The sequence below is a fragment of the Inquilinus limosus genome, from assembly GCF_002195995.1.
GTDB lineage: Bacteria > Pseudomonadota > Alphaproteobacteria > DSM-16000 > Inquilinaceae > Inquilinus > Inquilinus limosus_C.
The window spans coordinates 33520-49199 of the sequence record NZ_NHON01000002.1 but is presented as its reverse complement, the minus strand read 5'-3'; the positions used below and the strand labels follow the sequence as shown (position 1 = coordinate 49199).

At 65.7% G+C, this 15680-nt stretch carries 14 protein-coding genes; 5 read left to right on the top strand and 9 right to left on the bottom strand.

Going from position 1 to position 15680, the window contains the following annotated elements:
* Window positions 1-56 precede the first annotated feature (56 nt).
* Window positions 57-824 carry an SDR family NAD(P)-dependent oxidoreductase gene (locus tag BWR60_RS01755; protein WP_088149285.1) on the top strand — a complete coding sequence of 256 codons (768 nt, stop codon included), beginning with the start codon at window positions 57-59 and terminating at the stop codon, window positions 822-824.
* A gap of 280 nt (window positions 825-1104) precedes the next feature.
* On the opposite strand, the gene BWR60_RS01750 is transcribed toward BWR60_RS01755, so the two are convergent.
* The gene (locus tag BWR60_RS01750; protein WP_230982920.1) at window positions 1105-2424 is read right to left on the bottom strand and encodes a cation:dicarboxylate symporter family transporter; all 1320 of its coding nucleotides are present in this window, start codon (window positions 2422-2424) and stop codon (window positions 1105-1107) included.
* An 85-nt stretch (window positions 2425-2509) separates the two neighbouring features.
* Window positions 2510-3880, bottom strand: coding sequence for a class-II fumarase/aspartase family protein (locus BWR60_RS01745; protein ID WP_088149284.1), 1371 nt, complete (start codon window positions 3878-3880; stop codon window positions 2510-2512).
* A 123-nt stretch (window positions 3881-4003) separates the two neighbouring features.
* On the opposite strand from BWR60_RS01745, the gene BWR60_RS01740 reads away from it, so the two are divergent.
* A complete protein-coding gene (locus BWR60_RS01740; RefSeq protein ID WP_088149283.1) occupies window positions 4004-4753 on the top strand; it encodes a GntR family transcriptional regulator in 750 nt (249 codons plus the stop codon).
* A gap of 169 nt (window positions 4754-4922) precedes the next feature.
* Here BWR60_RS01740 and BWR60_RS01735 read toward each other — a convergent pair whose 3' ends face one another.
* From BWR60_RS01735 to BWR60_RS01715, 5 genes are all read right to left on the bottom strand, one after another.
* Complete coding sequence (locus tag BWR60_RS01735) at window positions 4923-5297, bottom strand: DUF1850 domain-containing protein (RefSeq protein WP_088149282.1); 375 nt, start codon at window positions 5295-5297, stop codon at window positions 4923-4925.
* On the bottom strand, window positions 5294-7570 hold the full coding sequence (locus BWR60_RS01730) for a TRAP transporter permease (protein ID WP_088149281.1): 2277 nt from the start codon (window positions 7568-7570) through the stop codon (window positions 5294-5296). The genes BWR60_RS01735 and BWR60_RS01730 overlap by 4 nt, the downstream gene beginning before the upstream one ends.
* Before the next feature lie 117 nt (window positions 7571-7687).
* The gene (locus tag BWR60_RS01725; RefSeq protein WP_088149280.1) at window positions 7688-8629 is read right to left on the bottom strand and encodes a TAXI family TRAP transporter solute-binding subunit; all 942 of its coding nucleotides are present in this window, start codon (window positions 8627-8629) and stop codon (window positions 7688-7690) included.
* Between the two features lie 407 nt (window positions 8630-9036).
* A complete protein-coding gene (locus BWR60_RS01720; RefSeq protein WP_088149279.1) occupies window positions 9037-9798 on the bottom strand; it encodes a glucose 1-dehydrogenase in 762 nt (253 codons plus the stop codon).
* A gap of 95 nt (window positions 9799-9893) precedes the next feature.
* A complete protein-coding gene (locus tag BWR60_RS01715; protein WP_218823286.1) occupies window positions 9894-10967 on the bottom strand; it encodes an MFS transporter in 1074 nt (357 codons plus the stop codon).
* 129 nt (window positions 10968-11096) lie between these two features.
* On the opposite strand from BWR60_RS01715, the gene BWR60_RS01710 reads away from it, so the two are divergent.
* A complete protein-coding gene (locus tag BWR60_RS01710) occupies window positions 11097-12056 on the top strand; it encodes a LysR substrate-binding domain-containing protein (RefSeq protein ID WP_230982919.1) in 960 nt (319 codons plus the stop codon).
* Between the two features lie 77 nt (window positions 12057-12133).
* Here BWR60_RS01710 and BWR60_RS01705 read toward each other — a convergent pair whose 3' ends face one another.
* Entirely contained in the window at window positions 12134-13030 is an 897-nt protein-coding gene (locus tag BWR60_RS01705) for a LysR family transcriptional regulator (RefSeq protein ID WP_230982918.1), read from the bottom strand.
* A 138-nt stretch (window positions 13031-13168) separates the two neighbouring features.
* Here BWR60_RS01705 and BWR60_RS01700 point away from each other — a divergent pair, with 138 nt between their 5' ends.
* Complete coding sequence (locus tag BWR60_RS01700; RefSeq protein ID WP_218823285.1) at window positions 13169-14176, top strand: NADP-dependent oxidoreductase; 1008 nt, start codon at window positions 13169-13171, stop codon at window positions 14174-14176.
* A gap of 63 nt (window positions 14177-14239) precedes the next feature.
* Here BWR60_RS01700 and BWR60_RS01695 read toward each other — a convergent pair whose 3' ends face one another.
* Window positions 14240-14788: a calcium-binding protein gene (locus BWR60_RS01695; protein ID WP_088149276.1), complete on the bottom strand. Its 549-nt coding sequence runs from the start codon at window positions 14786-14788 to the stop codon at window positions 14240-14242.
* Window positions 14789-15317: 529 nt separating this feature from the next.
* Here BWR60_RS01695 and BWR60_RS38885 point away from each other — a divergent pair.
* Window positions 15318-15641: a tyrosine-type recombinase/integrase gene (locus tag BWR60_RS38885; RefSeq protein ID WP_429912998.1), complete on the top strand. Its 324-nt coding sequence runs from the start codon at window positions 15318-15320 to the stop codon at window positions 15639-15641.
* The last annotated feature ends 39 nt before the right edge of the window (window positions 15642-15680 follow it).

The following is a 15680-nucleotide window of genomic DNA, read 5'->3' as shown; positions in this document are numbered from 1 at the left end:
CGCAAGCCCATCCGCAAGATCACTGAAGCGCATTTCGCTCAGGGAAGGAGAATCTGATGCCGCAATCCCTCACAGGGAAAACCTCTCTCGTGACTGGAGCATCGCGAGGCATCGGCCGGGCGATCGCCGAGCGGCTCGCGGCCGAGGGCGCGACCGTCGCGATCACCTACAACGCGAGCAAAACGGGGGCTGAGGACGTGGTCGCCGCCATCGAGAAGGCTGGTGGCAGCGCCTTCGCGCTTCACGCGGATCTGGTCGATGCCGAGGCTATTCCGGCGTTGTTCGACGAACTCGACCGCGAGCTTGCCGAAAGGAGGGGCAGCAAGGCGCTCGACATTCTTGTCAACAATGCCGGCAATTCGGGATGGGGCGGTCTTGCGGACTCCACGCCGGACGCGTGGAACACGATGTTCGCGGTTCACGCGCGCGCACCCTTCTTCCTGGTTCAGTCGGCGCTGAGCCGCCTTTCGGATGGCGGCCGCATCGTCAACATCTCGTCGGGCGCCTCGACGCGACCGATGGCGGTCGTGCCGATCTATTCCATGGCCAAAGCGAGCATCAACAACCTGACCCATTCGCTCGCGATCGCGCTCGGCCCGCGCCGGATCACGGTGAACGCCGTGGCGCCGGGTTGGGTTCGCACGGACATGAACGCAGCCGTCCGCGACAATGCCGACATGGTGAAGGCGATCGAAGCCGATACTGCGCTGGGACGCTTCGGCGAAACCTCGGACATCGCTGCGGTCGTGGCGTTCCTGTCCTCGGATGAAGCCCGTTGGGTGACCGGCCAGGTGATCGAAGCGAGCGGCGGCTACAAGCTCTGATCCCATCGAAAGCGAAAGTATGTCCGCTCTTCCGCCAACAGCGGCCACTCGCCGCGGTGCCAGGGAATGGCTGCAAGCACCCATTCCCTGGCGGCTCGGAGCGGCTCGACAGCGCCATTTCAGGACATAGAATCGACTCCTCGATAGCGGACATCGGTCGGAAGGCCTCAGCTGTCTCGATCGGACGTTCACGGCACCTCCCGCGCGCGACGACTTGACGACAATGCGGTTGGCCTTCGGCTATGGACCGATCCTCGGAACGCGCCCCCCAAGGGGGCGCTCAGGCCTCCTGGCCTGGGACAGGTCGGCGCGACGGGTCGAACTCACCGGTGATCTTGGCGACGACCACTGCGGCCACGGTGTTGCCGATCACGTTGCAGGTGGCGACCGCGATCGACATGAAACGATAGACACCGAAGATCAGCGCCAGCCCCTCGATCGGCAGGATGCCGGTCGCCGTCACCGTTGCGGCGAACACCACGAAGGTTCCACCGGAGACGGTTGCGGCGCCCTTAGACGTCAGGAGCATAATGCCGAGGATGCCAAGCTCCTGCTCCCAGCTCAGCGGAACGTTGTAGGCGTTGGCGAGGAACACGACGCAGAGCGACATGAAGAGCGACGTGCCGTCGAGATTGAAGGCATAGCCTGTTGGCAGGACCAGCCCGACTGTTTGCTTGGAGGCACCATAGGCGGGCAGCTTTTCCAGCAGCCGCGGCAGGACGCTCTCGGACGACGCCGTGCCGAGGAGGATGAAGATCTCGTCCCGGATGTAGTGCAGCAGGTGGAACAGGTTGATCCTGAACAGCGTGCAGACGGTACCGAGCACCATCACGATGAACAGGATGACGAGGACGAAGAAGGCGCCGACGAGATAGGCGAGCGAGAGCAGGACGGCGGTGCCGTTCGCGCCGACGGCATAGGCGACCGCGCCGAAGGTGCCGAGCGGCGCGAGCTTCATGATCACGTGGATGAACTCGAAGAACGCCGTCGAGATGGTGTTGAGGCCGCTCTCGATCGGGGCGCGCTTCTCGGGCTTCAGCATCATCAGCCCGAAGCCGAAGATCAGCGAGATGACGAGAACCTGCAGCAGCTCGCCACGGGCAAAGGCGCCGATGAAATTATCCGGAAAGATATTGGCCAGGAACTGGGCGAAGGTGGTGTGTGAGCTCTCGGCCGTCTGCACGGCCGCCGCGGCGCCCTTGGCGGCGATCTCGGAAGCGGAAAGACTGCCGAGGTTCCGGCCGATGCCCAGCAGGTTCCCGAACCCCAGGCCGAGCGCGAGCGCAACCGTCGACACGATCTCGAAATAGATGATCGCGATCAGGCCGACCTTGCCGACCCGCTTCACATCGCCGGCGGCGACGATGCCGACGACCACGGTGAGGAAGACGAGTGGCGCCACGGCCGTCTTGATCAGGCGCAGGAAGATGTCGCCGAGGATCTTGAGCGACGCGCCGACCTCCGGCCAGATCAGCCCGACGGCAATGCCGAGCACCATGCTGACGGCGACCTGGAAACCGAGATTCCTCCAGATCGACGTCCTGGTCGACGTGTCTCTCGCGGCGGCGGGTGCGCTGCTTTCTGTCGTGGTCATGGCCATGGGATCCTCCCCAGCGGGGCATTGTGACGGGCAACGGCGCTCTTGCGGCGCCTTGGCAGGCCGGTCCTGCGGACGGGATGAAAGGTCAGGCGGCGTTTCGCCGGGCGGGCGCCGACGGGCCGTCGAGCACGCGGTCGACCATCTCGCCGCACAGGCCGAGATAGTTGCTCGGGTCGCAATGGCGGCGGACGGCCTCGACACCGCCCAGCGCTTCGACGACTTCGGGCACGCCGGCCAGGATCTCCGCGAGATCGCCGCCCACTTCGATCGCCTTGCGGCAGGCCTCGTAGACGACGTCATGGGCATGCTGCCGCCCCAGCCTTGGGGCGGCCGCCATCATCACCGCCTCGGCGACGATCAGGCCATGGGTCAGGCCCAGATTGGCGCGCATCCGGTCCTCATGGACCACCAGCCCGGCGAGCATGAACTTCGCGTTGGCGAGCGCGGCGGCCGTGAGCAGGAAGCTCTCCGGCAGCGACACCCATTCGAGATGCCAGGGGCCGGTCGCGCGCTCGAAGTCATGGATCATGCCGTCGAGCATGGTCGCGACGTGCTGGCGGACCGCCTTGGCGGCGGCGAGCATCAGTTCGCTGGAGATCGGGTTGCGCTTCTGCGGCATCGTCGATGACGCGCCGCGGCCCGGCACGAAGGGCTCGGAGACCTCGCCGAACTCGGTCGCCGACATCATCATGACATCGGTCGCGATCTTGCCGAGCGTGCCGGTGACGAGGCCGAGCAGCGTCACCGCCTCGGCGATGCCGTCGCGGGCGACGTGCCAGGTGATCGACGGCCGGCCGAGGCCCAGCTCCTCGCAGAACAGCCCCTGCATCTCCAGGCCGCCCGCGCCGATGGAGGCAAGCGTTCCGGCCGCCCCCGAGAACTCGCCGACCAGCACGCGAGGGAGAGCCTGCTCGAGGCGCTCGATATGGCGGTCGATCGAGGACAGCCACACGGCGGCCTTGTAGCCGAAGGTGACGGGAAGCGCCTGCTGCAGATGGGTCCGGCCGGCCATCGGCGTATCGCGATACTGCTTTGCCATTCCGGCAAGGACCGCGCGGAGCTCTCTCAGGTCCCGGTCGACGATCTGCAGCGCGGCCCGGATCTGCAGCACGTTGGCCGTGTCCATGATGTCCTGGGTGGTCGCGCCCCAGTGGACGTAGCGGCCGGCCTCCCCTGCGGCTTCGGCAAGCTGATGAACCAGGGGCAGGATCGGGTAGCCGACGATCTCGGTTTCACGGCGGAGCGTCTCGTAGTCGACCACAATGGACCGCGACGCCGCGTCAATCGCCCCTGCCGCTTCCGCGGGCACCACGCCGGAGCGGGCCTGGGCGCGCGCCAGCGCCGCCTCGGCCTCCAGATACCGTCCGACCAGCGCCTCATCGGTGAAAACGGCCCGCATCTCGGCCGTGCCGAACATGTCGCGGAACAGTGCGGAATCGAAAACGGTGCTCGCCATGCCGTCCTCCCACCCATACTATGTTCGTACATAATTTATGTATCGTACATACCGCTCGTCAAGTGCGCTTGACGAGCCGGCCTGGAACGCGGTTCTGATGGGACGGAGCGCGAGGGACACGGCTTGGAAACCAGATACGCGTTTGTCGCCAGGACACTCAGCGAGGCGATCGGAACGGGTCGCTACCCCTTGGGATCGGTGCTGCCGAACGAGCTGGAGCTCGCCGCGGAATTCGGCGTGAGCCGCTCGACGATCCGCGCTGCGATGCGGGAGCTGCAGGCGTCGGGTCTGGTCAGCCGCAAGAAGAGCGCCGGCACGCGCGTCGAGGCCACGAGCCCGCAGGCCAATGGCAGTGGCTTCACCCAGGCACTCTCATCGATCGAGGCGATTCAGCAGTTCGGCTTCGAGACCGTGCGCGACGTCCAATCGATCGAGGACGTGGTGGCGGACGAAGCGCTTGCCAGGACGCTCGGCTGCAAGCCCGGCAGCCGGTGGCTCAGGATCTCGAGCCTCCGACGCCTGCCGGACCGGCCGAACACCCTCCCGATCTGTTGGACCGACGTGTACATCGCCGCGTCGGTGGCCGGCGACATCAGGGGGCGGATCGAGGGCTACCGGGGGATCTTCGGCGACCTGATCGAGGAGACGACCGGGCGACGCATTGTCGAGATCCGCCAGGACATCAGAGCCGCCGGCGTTCCGGACTCCTTGGCGAAACCGCTGCAGGCGCCGGCCGGAAGCCATGCACTGAAGATCCGCCGGCAATATGTCCTCAGCCCCGGCACGCTAATCGAGGTCACCATCAGCGTCCATCCTGCCGATCGCTTCAGCTATAGCACCCGACTGAGGCGGCAGGAGCCCGTCTCGGGCTGAAGAGCCGGCACACGCGTCGTCCGTGCTGCAGGATAGCCATTCCCAGAGCCGCCCTACGCGTCGGGCCTGGATGCGCCATATGCGGTCACCGCATTGGCGCTCCAACACCGGACGTCGCTCGAACCCGCGGAATTCGGCCCGTCCCGATCATCTCGGATTTCAGATAGCGCTATTCCACAGTCTGGCAGCTCGCGAGGCGGACCGGGTCGGCGTCTGCCGGAAGGTAATCCCCCATCGGCCGGCAGTGGCCGGCAATGCAGATCCGCCAGTCCGCGGTCGCCCCTGAGCGGCGCAAATCGACACCGGTCAATGGCGGCAGCACGGGCTTCCAGCGCCAGTCGCGGCCGTCGAACCGCGCCTCTGGCGGCGGGTCCATGCCGGCGCCCGAACCGCGCACCCGGGCCTCGTCAATCACCAGTCCGGCCGGGGTGTCGCGCCAATCCTCCTCCCACACGATCTTCTCGACCGAATGGGTCCAGGCCAGGGTCAGGCGGTCGGTGCCGAGCTGGACCACCAGCCCCAGCGCCGCCAGGCACAGGCTCACGCCGAGCGCGCCGGAACCGGGCGGCGGGCGCGCCAGATCTGGCTGCCGATCACGACGGCCCCCAGCGCGAAGCCGATCTGGTCAGTCATCGGCGCCGCCGCGAACAGGAACAGGGCGGACGCAGCGCCCACCAGCCGCTCCCACACCGCCATCCGGATGCGGAGGTAGCCGACCGAGGCCATGCCCCAGAGCCCGATCGCGAACGTCGCCTTGACCACCATATAGGCGACCACCAGCCAGTATCCCGAGCCCTCGAGGCCGGGCGCAGGCTGCAGCATCAGCGCCGGGTCGTACACCGCCATGTAGGGGATGACGAAGCCCGGGATGGCGATACGCACCGCCTCGAAGCCGATCTTGAAGCCGCTCTCCTTGGCGATCGGCGCGGCGGCGAAGGCCGCGAGTGCCACCGGCGGCGTCAGGTCCGCCATGATACCGAAGTAGAACACAAACATGTGGCTGACGATCAGCGGCACGCCGAGTTCGAGCAGCGCGGGCGCGGCAAGGGACGAGGTGATGATGTAGTTCGGGATCGTCGGGATGCCCATGCCGAGGAACAGGCTGACCAGCATGGTCAGGACCAGAGACAGCGCCAGGGAGTCCTTGCCGATCGAGACCACCCAGTTGCCGAAGATGGTGCCGACGCCGGTCAGGGTCATGGTGCCGATGACGATGCCGACGGTGGCGCAGGCCAGGCCGACCGGCAGCGCCTGCCTTGCGCCGTCCCCCAGCGCGTCGCGGCAGGCCTCCAACGTCTCCTTGCCGCCGCGGACGAACAGGCTGGCGATCACCAGCGCCACGACCAGCCCGACCACCACCATCACCCCGGCGACCAGGAAGCTGGCGGCCAGCAGGCCCAAGCCCACCCAGAACACCAGCCGGACGGCCTGCTGGGTGAGGCCGGCGGCGACCGCACCGCCCAGGATCAGGACGACGGTGAGGGCGAGGCCGACCGAGCCGGAATAGAGCGGCGTGTAGCCGGCGAACAGCAGATAGACCAGCGCCGCCAGCGGCAGGATCAGGAACCACCTCTCACGGAGCGCGGCCCGGGCGCTCGGAAGCTCGCTGCGCGGCATGCCGACCAGGCCGCGCTTGCCGGCCTCGAGATGCACCGCCCAGAAGGCAGAGGCGAAATAGAGGATCGCCGGGATGATCGCGGCCTGGACGATGTCGGCATAAGGCACGCCGATGGTCTCGGCCATGATGAAGGCGACCGCGCCCATCACCGGCGGCATGATCTGCCCGCCCATCGACGCCGTCGCCTCGACGCCGCCGGCGAAGGCCGGGCGGTAGCCGAAGCGCTTCATCAGCGGGATGGTGAACTGCCCGGTCGAGACCACATTGGCGACGCCGGACCCCGAGATCGTGCCCATCAGGGCGGAGGAGAAGACCGCCACCTTGGCCGGACCGCCCTGGGCGCCACCGAAGGCTCCCATCGCGATATCGGTGAACAGCTTGATCATCCCGGCCCGCTCCAGGAACGAGCCGAACAGGATGAACAGGAAGATGTAGGTCGCCGACACCGCGGTCGGGGTGGTGTAAATCCCCTCGGTGCCGAACGACATGTGCTCGATCACCTGGTCCGCGGTGTAGCCGCGGTGGTCGAACGGCGCCGGCAAGTACTGGCCCAGCAGGCAATAGGCCAGGAACAGGCCGGCCACGATCGGCAGGGCCGGCCCCATCGCCCGCCAGACCAGGACGAACAGCACCACCAGCGCGGCGATGCCGACGACGAAGTCGAGCTCGGTCAGCTCACCGGCGCGGTTGACCAGGTCGAAGTAGAAGACCCACTGGTACAGCCCGACCAGGAAGCCGCAGACGCCCAGGCCCCAGCCGAACAGCCGCCCGATCGCGCCGCCGGCCCGGTGGTTGGCCAGCATGCCGCCGGCGACCAGGCACAGGAAGCCGACATGCAGGCCGCGGACGATCTGGCTCGGCACCCCGCCGCTGAAGCGCGCCACCAGTAGATAGGTGCCGAGCAGGCAGAGGAAGGCGAACAGAGCCTCTGCCACCGGCCGTCCGCGCAGCCCGTCGGCGGCGATCTTCACCGCCCACAGCACGAAGGCCGCGCCGATGATCCGCAGCAGGTCGACCCCGGGGACGATCGGCCGGTCGAGCGGCAGCCCGAAGGCGGTGACGATCTGGAACGCCGAGAACGCCACCGCGATCCAGAACAGGAGTCGCCCGGCGGTCCCGGCCCCGAAATTCTCGGGCAGGCCGTGCTCGGCATTCACCGCCGGCACGACGGTTTCGCCGATCTGTTGCGCCTGCGCCATCGTTGCGTCCCTCTCTTGCCTCCGGCCGGCCCCGGGGTCTCCGCCCCTCGCCGCCGCCCTCAAAGCGGGAAGCGGGCCTGCGCCCGCTTCCCCCATTCAAAGCGATCGGATCGCCGATCACTGCGGGGGGTTGAGCCCCTTCTCCTTGAAATAACGCGCCGCGCCCGGGTGCAGCGGCACCGGCAGGCCGGACAGCGCCGTTTCGAGCTTGATCGCCTTGGCCGCGCTGTGCGCCGCAGCCAGGGTGTCGATACTCTCGTACACCGCCTTGGTCATGGCATAGGCGAGGTCGTCGCTGACCTCCGACTGCGTCACCAGGTAGTTGACGACGGCGGCGGTGGGCACCGCGGCGTCCTGGCCGGTATAGGTTCCGGCCGGGATGCTGGCCGGAACATAGGGCAGCCCGACCTTCTCGACCGTGGCCTGCGGAATCTCCACCACCACGACGGAGACGGAGGACGCGAGATCGCGCAACGAGGCGACGCCGAGGCCGGCCGATTGCAGCGTCGCGTCGAGCTGCCGGTTCTTCATCAGCTCGACCGATTCGGCGAAGGGCAGGTACTCCACCTTGCTCAGATCGTCATAGCTGATGCCGGCGCCGGCCAGGATGGTGCGGGCGTTCAGCTCGGTGCCGGATTTCGGCGCCCCGACCGACAAGCGCTTGCCCTTGAGGTCGGCCAGCGTCTTGATGCCGGACTCGCTCGACGCGACGATCTGGATGTAGTTCGGATAGATCGCGCCGATGCCGCGCAGCTTGTCGAGCTTGCCCTTGAACCCCGCCTCCTCCTTGCCGTTCCAGGCGTCGGCCAAGCTGTCGCCGAGGGTGAAGGCGATCTCTCCCTTGCCCTGCTGTAGCAGGTTCAGGTTCTCCACCGAGGCCTTGGTCGCCTGCACCGAGGGCCGGCTGTCCGGGATCTTCTCGGTGAAGATCTTCGACAGGGCGACGCCGAGGGGGTAGTAGACGCCCGAGGTCCCGCCGGTGAGGATGTTGATGAACTCAGCGGCTCTGGCCGGAGCTCCCAGCAGCGACGACGCCGCAATGGCCGCGACCACTCCCATAGCGAATCGCCGTGAAATTCTCAGGATCATCTCTCCCCCCTGTCGGTCCATTCGTGCCAGCCGGGCGCTGCGCAGCTAAAACGCTTCAAATGCACTGTATATCGTCAGGTCAGCCGCACAAGGGACGAACCGCCGGTAATTGGGATCCCATCTCCGGGGCCGCCTGTGCTGCGCCATATGCGGTCATCGACTCAGCGCCCCGACAGCGGACATTGAGCGAACCGCCGCATGCCCGTGCAGACCGCGCTCATGGTGCGCGGCTGCCATCCCGGGACGATCGATGGTCGGCTTGCCGCAAAGAATGACCGCAAGGCAACAATCATGAGATATCGTGATCGCTTTCTCGAATGATGGTTCGCTGCTAAGTTGAACATGCCACGCAGGAGCGGCGGCGGTCCGACCCGTGCTCACTTTCCGCCGGTGACATCCAGGAACGTGCCGGTGATGAAGGACGCCTCGGCGCTTGCCAGCCACAGGACCGCCCTTGCAACCTCTTCAGGGTGACCACCCCTTCCCATCGGGATCGAATCTTTGACGCGGTCCACCCGTCCCGGCTCTCCGCCACTGGCATGCATTTCGGTGTAGATGTGCCCGGGGCGAATGCAGCAAACTCGTATTCCGTCCCGCGCAACCTCTTTCGCCAATCCGGTCGTAAATGTTTCGAGAGCACCCTTCGACGCGGCGTAGTCTACATATTCATTCGGACTGCCGAGCCGGGCCGATGCCGACGAAATATTGATCAGGACACCGCCCCGCCCGTTGTGACGATGCGACATCCGCTTGACCGCCTGCTGTGCACAAAGGATGGGACCGATCGCGTTGATCGCGAAAATGCGCTGCATCCGCTCGAACTCGAGATCCTCTATCCGGGATTGCTTTGCGATGATCGCGGCGTTGTTCACCAGTACATCAATCCGGCCAAACTCCCGATCGATCTCGGCGAAGAGTTGAGCGACCTGTTTTGGATCGGCGCTGTCGGCACGCACGGCCAGAGCCCGGCGCCCGGTCGCTTTCACAACGTCTGCCACCGCACGGGCCGCAGACTCATTAGAGGCAAAGCTGATTGCGACATCATAGCCTTGAGCCGCTGCAAGCCGAGCGGTTGCTGCGCCTACGCCACGACTTCCACCCGTTATTAGAATCAGCGGAGTTTGAGAGACGGTATCCATCGGGCGAACCTTTCACGTGGTCGTGAGATTTCGATCAGGCAGGGACCGACTGAATGCGGGTTGCACGTGGCGGCCTTTGCCGGTCCAGGTGAAGGTCACGAGCCCGCGGTTGAGACGCGCAGATGGGGACGCGGCGTCGGCACGAGCGGAATGATTAGGGCGGCGGTCGCCGCCGAGGCCAGCATGCCGATCGTTCGAGTGCTGTGATCGGCGATCAGACCATAGAGGATCGGCGCGATCCCACCTGATCCGATCACGCTCGTATAGAAGGTTGCGAAGACCCGGCCGGTATCGCCATCTGACAGCTCCGGCACGGTGCCGTAGAGCACCGAAGAGGTCCCATTGAGCATGATGCCGAGCACCAGCAACAGGATGAACGTTGGCATCAGTAGCGTGAACAGCGTCGCTACAATCAGCAGGGCTGTCGCGGCCTCGGTCACCATGACGCTGCTAACGACACCCAGACGCTCGCCGAGCCAACCGCACGTCGCCTTCCCGAGTGCGCCACCGACGAACAGCAGGGCGAGTGCTATTCCAACCATTGGCGAGCCACCGCCCTGTCCATGGATGAGGAAGGGCAGAAACAGCAGGTAGCCCATGCGGGTTGCGGTATCCAGCGCGCCGATCATGCCGAGAAGCGGTCGCCAGGCGAAAATCGGCAGCGGCGCCGCGACGAGCGCCGGCAACGCGGCCTTTCCCAGGTCGCGCGCGAAATTGTAGATGCCAAGCGGTCCGCGCGCAGCCCTTCCATAGCTGTCTGTGACGAGCATCGGGCCGCGTGGGTGCTGGATGCTCGAGCCGATGCCGGCGACAACGAGGCCGACGCAAAGACCGGCGAAGCCGAATGGCAGTGCCATGATCGCCAAGCCCGATGCGGCGAGGATGGTCGATAGGACCAGCGCCGCGCGCGGCGACACAGCGCGAAGGGCACGGTCCGCCAGGATCTGGAAGCCTCCCATCGTGCCGTAATAGAGGGCGCGAACGACTGCCAGCGCCGCGTAGCCAAGACCGAACTGCGCCTGCCATATGGGCAGGAAGGCATAAAGAGCGTCGGTGTAGCCGTCATGGAGCGCGTGGGCGAGACTTGCCCCAACCAGACTGCGCTTTTGCAGCGTTCGTGCGCTTCTCTCAATCACCTTCGACGGGTCTTCAGAATGCGCGGTCTGCATCGTCCGGTTGGCCTCGTTAACCACCGAAAGCTATACGCGTGAGTTTTTATCGACTAGCCTCTCAATGGTCACGAGTATCGTTTGTTTTTCTCACGGGTTCATATGCGCCGTCTCCCTCCCTTGAACGCCTTGCGTATCTTCGAGGTCGCTGCCCGGACGGGCAGCTATGCCGACGCCGGAGCCGAGCTCGGCCTCACCCATGGCGCGGTCAGCCGACAGATCTCGGCGCTCGAAGGCTGGCTAGGGCAGCGGCTCTTCACGAGAGAAGGCCGCCGGATGGTCGCGACGCCGATGGCGAAAATCTTCGCCGCTGAGGTCGGTCTTTCGTTCGATCGCTTGGCGCTCGCGGCAGAGGCTTGCGGCCGGCCCGGCGCTCGCCGCATCCTGCGGGTGAGCGCACCGACTAGCTTCGCGATGCGCTGGCTGATCCCACGGCTCAACCGTTATCACGCGGATCATCCGCATGTCGAAGTCGCGGTGACGACAGTCTCATGCGTGCTCGACGACTTACGCGGCGGCGTCGACGTCGCGATCCGCCGCGGTGCTGCCCGGGAGGATGCATGGCCTCAGCATCGCGTCGTCCCGGTGCTGGAGGATATCGACACGCTGATCATGAGCCCGGCCCTGTTCGCGGAGCGCCCGATTCTGAAGCCGGCCGACATCGAGGGACACACGCTCTTTGCGGCCGAGACGCGCGGTGGCGATTGGACGGACTGGCTCGAAGCAGCAGGACTCCAACATCTCGCAGGACTCCCTCGCCAGATTTTCGATCACTTCCACGTGGCGCGCCAAGCGGTGGAAGACGGGCTCGGTATTGGCATCGGTCCGCTGCCGATGCTGGAGGTCGATGTTGCGAATGGAAGACTGATGACGCCGCTGCCGGACATCCGGGTCTCCCGAACCGGTTATGTCGCGGTCACGCCACGGCACGCCGATGCCGGAAGCTTGGTCGGCGGCTTCGTTGACTGGCTTGTCGGCGAGGCGCGTGGAGCGGTTGGCACCACCAGAGCAGGGCCAGGAGCGCGAGCAGGATCACTCGGGCGGGAGCCGATGCCCGATCCTACTCATGACGTGACGAACTACCAGTGAGAAATGCCCGACACGGCCTTGACCTGCGACTATTCGCTAGCCAGCCGAGCGCCCGGTAGGGGTGCGCGCGATCAGACCTACGATCCATCCGCAGCGCTCATCCGCTCTTGGAAGATCTCCTGTAAACGAGCCAGAAATGCGCGGACGGCGGGGTTGGTGCGGCGGCTTTCCGGCCAGAGCGCAGTGATGTTGTGCCGCTCAACGGCGAACTCGGACAGTACCGGCACCAGCTCCCCGCGCGCCACATAGGGGGATGCGATGAAGCCCGCGCTGATACCAATGCCGCCGCCGGCCGCGAGCGTCGCGACTACCGCATCGCTCGCGTCCACGATCACGCCGGACGGCGGCACGATCTCGACCACTCGCTCGCCGATCCGAAAAGGCCAGCGAAATACCTGGCCCGTGCTCTGGTAGCGGAGGTTGACCGTGTCGTGCCCCTCTAGTTCATCGGGGTGCATCGGGATACCCCGCGCGGCCAGATAGGCTGGCGATGCGAACGCACAGAGGCGATGTGGTGCGAGCCGGCGCAACAAAAGCCGCGAGTCCGCCAGGTCGCCGATCCGCACCGCGATATCGATTCCTTGCTCGACGATGTCGATGATTTGGTCGCTCAGCCGTAGATCGATCGTCACCTTCGGGTAGAGCTTGCGAAAATTCGGCAGCGCGGGCGCGATCACATGCATCCCGATTGGCAACGACGCCGCAATCCGCAAGGTGCCCGACGGCTCAGCGCGCGCCGTCAGCGCCGCCTGTTCGATCTCTTCCACATCGCGCAGCAGTTTGAGCGCACGGTCATGCAGCTCACGGCCCTCTGGCGTGAGCGTCAGCGAACGCGTCGTGCGGGTGAAGAGCAATATGCCCAGTCGCTGCTCAAGCCGCTGCACGCTCTTGCTGACAGCCGAAGGCGAGATCGATAACGAGCGGGCAGCAGCGCTATAGCTCCCCATCGATCCGGCGCGCGCGAAGGCGATCAAGCCGGTCAGCCTCTCGAATGCCACTTGTTCCTTCATGGCATTATAGAAGCGAATTTCTGCCTGATTATCAACGTCCAAACGACTGAATACATTGACGCACAGACGACGATGCGTTCCCCGGAGGTTTTAGTGGGCAATATGATGAAGGCAGTCCGATTTCATGTATTCGGCGGTCCTGAGGTGCTGCGGTACGAGGACGCGCCGAGGCCCGACCCAGCGGCCGGTGAGGTTCTCGTCCGTGTTCACGCGGTCGGCCTTAATCCGCCCGACTGGTATCTGCGAGAGGGCTACAAAATGCTGCCTTCGGAGTGGCAACCGCCGGTGTCGTTCCCTGCTATACCTGGAACAGACATCTCGGGCGTGGTCGAAGCCGTGGCCGCGGACGTCGACCAGTTCACAGTCGGCGACGAAGTCTATTCCATGGTGCGCTTCCCCAGCGGGCTTGCGGGAGACAGCAGGGGCTATGCCGAGTACGTCAGCGTGCCGGCGTCAGATCTTGCACGCAAGCCCGCGGGCATCGATCACGTGCACGCCGCCGGAGCCCCGATGTCGTTGCTGACCGCATGGCAGTTCATGATTGAGCTGGGGCACGACGAACCGAACCCGCTACAGCCGAGCCTCCATGTGCCAGTGCCGCTCGAGGGCAAGACCATCCTCGTGAATGGGGCGGCTGGCGGCGTAGGGCACCTCGCGGTGCAACTGGCGAAATGGAGGGGTGCACACGTCGTCGCCGTGGCCTCGGGCACGCATGAGAAACTTATGCGCGAGTTAGGTGCCGACGAATTCATCGACTATACCAGGAGCGCTCCCGAGGACGTGGTCCGCGACGCTGACCTCGTCGTCGACGCGGTCGGCGGCCCAAACTCCAGTCGTTTTCTGCGAAGCTTGAAGCGCGGCGGTGCCCTGTTTCCGATCTTCCCCCTGGGCTTCTCGGGTGCGGAGGAGGCTGAGATGCTGGGAGTCACAGCTTCGACGACTCAGGTCCGCTCGAACGGCGCGCAGCTGGAGGATATCGGGCGCTTGCTGGATGATGGAACCATCCGGGTCGTCATCGACAGCACCTTCCTCCTCTCCGAAGCGCGTCAGTCTCATGAACGGGCCGCGAAGGGTCATATCCAAGGCAAGATCGTCCTCTCGGTCGAGTGAAGCCAGCCCCGAACGAAGACTTCTCGGTTGACCGCTGTTGCGAGATCGGCGGGTGGCACCGTCTCAGGCATCTTTCGACCCTTCGCTGCCAGCGCTGCCTGGCTCAATCGCGCCATAGGCGGACGCTGCGGCGGCGCCCCAGGGGGTGAGGCCCGAGGTCCATGAGCGGCCGTCGATGGAGTCCAAGCTGCCGGCGCCGCCGTCCAGCGTGTCGCCGCCGCCGCTGATCTCGATGTTGTCCTTGCCGCCGCCGCCGCTGATCACGTTGTGGCCGCTGTCGCCGGTGACCGCGTCGTCGAAGGCGCTGCCGATCAGGTTCTCGAAGCCGCTCATGGTGTCGCCCTGGGCCTCGCCCCCTGCGGCGCCGCCGTTCAGGGCCACCAAGACACCCGAGGTGGCGTTGGCGTAGGTGAGCGTGTCGATGCCGGCGCCGCCATCCATGGCGTCGGCGCCGGCGCCGCCCTCGATGATATCGTTCCCGCCGAGGCCGCGAAGCGTGTCGTTGCCGGCGAGGCCATTGATGATGTCGATGCCGTCCGGGTTGGCCGGGTTGCCCGGATCGGTCCCGGTCAGAATCTCGTTGCCGGCGGTGCCGTTGAGGATCTGGGTCACGATCGTCCTCCCGCTTCGCTGGTCGGCGCCGCCGGTGTCTGTTGGGAGCGGCCGGGCTTCGAATGCGCCCGGTTGGCCCGGGCAGGGATCAATAAGCAGGATTTATCACAAGCCTCGCATAACCGGATAGGAAGATCGAACAAGGCTGCAACGCCGGTCGCAATGTCCGGAGGGCAACCGAAGTGAGGGCCGAGCGGGCCTTTCGCATGTTTGCCCGGACGCGGATGGCGCCAGGGCCGCCACGGCTACAGCGCGAGGTCGCCGGCCGTCAGCACATTGTCGGAGCTAACGTTGAGGGCGAAGTCGGGCGCCTCGCCACCACCGGCGTCGACATAGACCACCTGGATCGAGCCGGAGGTCGCCACCCGAAGCTCTCTCGTATGGCCGGCGAAGGCGCGTGTTCCGAAGGTGAAGGCGGTGTCACCGTTGTTGGCATTGCCGTCGGCGTCGATCGCCGACAGTCCATCTCGTCCCCGTTCGAGAAGTCGGTGACGTGTCCTTGCCGATGCTGGTGTGACGTTGCACTGCGCTGTCTGTTCGACACCGCAACGGGCGCCCCGAAATTGGGGCCGATCGGCTTCCTGTTTCCCAGCCGCGTCCGGAGCCAGGCCCATCTCTCGACACGCCAGTACGCTCGCCTTTCCACGGCTGGGTGGCTGAGGCTGGCCTTGACAGCCCATCCTACGGGACACATTCGATGCGACGCACCAAGGCGGCCCAGATCTCCCGCAAGACCGGCAATCTAAGAGCGGTTCAACTCCTGCTCGATCACAGAAAGCTCGAAAGCACCGTCCGTTATCTCGGCATCGAGGTTGACGACGCCCTGAGCATCTCCGAGCAACTCGACCTGTGACGGCGCTGTGAAACGCGCCATGCGAACTTTATCGATCTC

Coding starts and splice junctions, on each gene's coding strand:
- BWR60_RS01745 (WP_088149284.1), bottom strand. CDS start 3,880: ATGGCGAGCACCGTTTTCGATTCCGCACTGTTCCGCGACATGTTCGGC.
- BWR60_RS01725 (WP_088149280.1), bottom strand. CDS start 8,629: ATGGGAGTGGTCGCGGCCATTGCGGCGTCGTCGCTGCTGGGAGCTCCG.
- BWR60_RS01750 (WP_230982920.1), bottom strand. CDS start 2,424: ATGGCCATGACCACGACAGAAAGCAGCGCACCCGCCGCCGCGAGAGAC.
- BWR60_RS01700 (WP_218823285.1), top strand. CDS start 13,169: ATGATGAAGGCAGTCCGATTTCATGTATTCGGCGGTCCTGAGGTGCTG.
- BWR60_RS01730 (WP_088149281.1), bottom strand. CDS start 7,570: ATGGCGCAGGCGCAACAGATCGGCGAAACCGTCGTGCCGGCGGTGAAT.
- BWR60_RS01720 (WP_088149279.1), bottom strand. CDS start 9,798: ATGGATACCGTCTCTCAAACTCCGCTGATTCTAATAACGGGTGGAAGT.
- BWR60_RS01715 (WP_218823286.1), bottom strand. CDS start 10,967: ATGCAGACCGCGCATTCTGAAGACCCGTCGAAGGTGATTGAGAGAAGC.
- BWR60_RS01755 (WP_088149285.1), top strand. CDS start 57: ATGCCGCAATCCCTCACAGGGAAAACCTCTCTCGTGACTGGAGCATCG.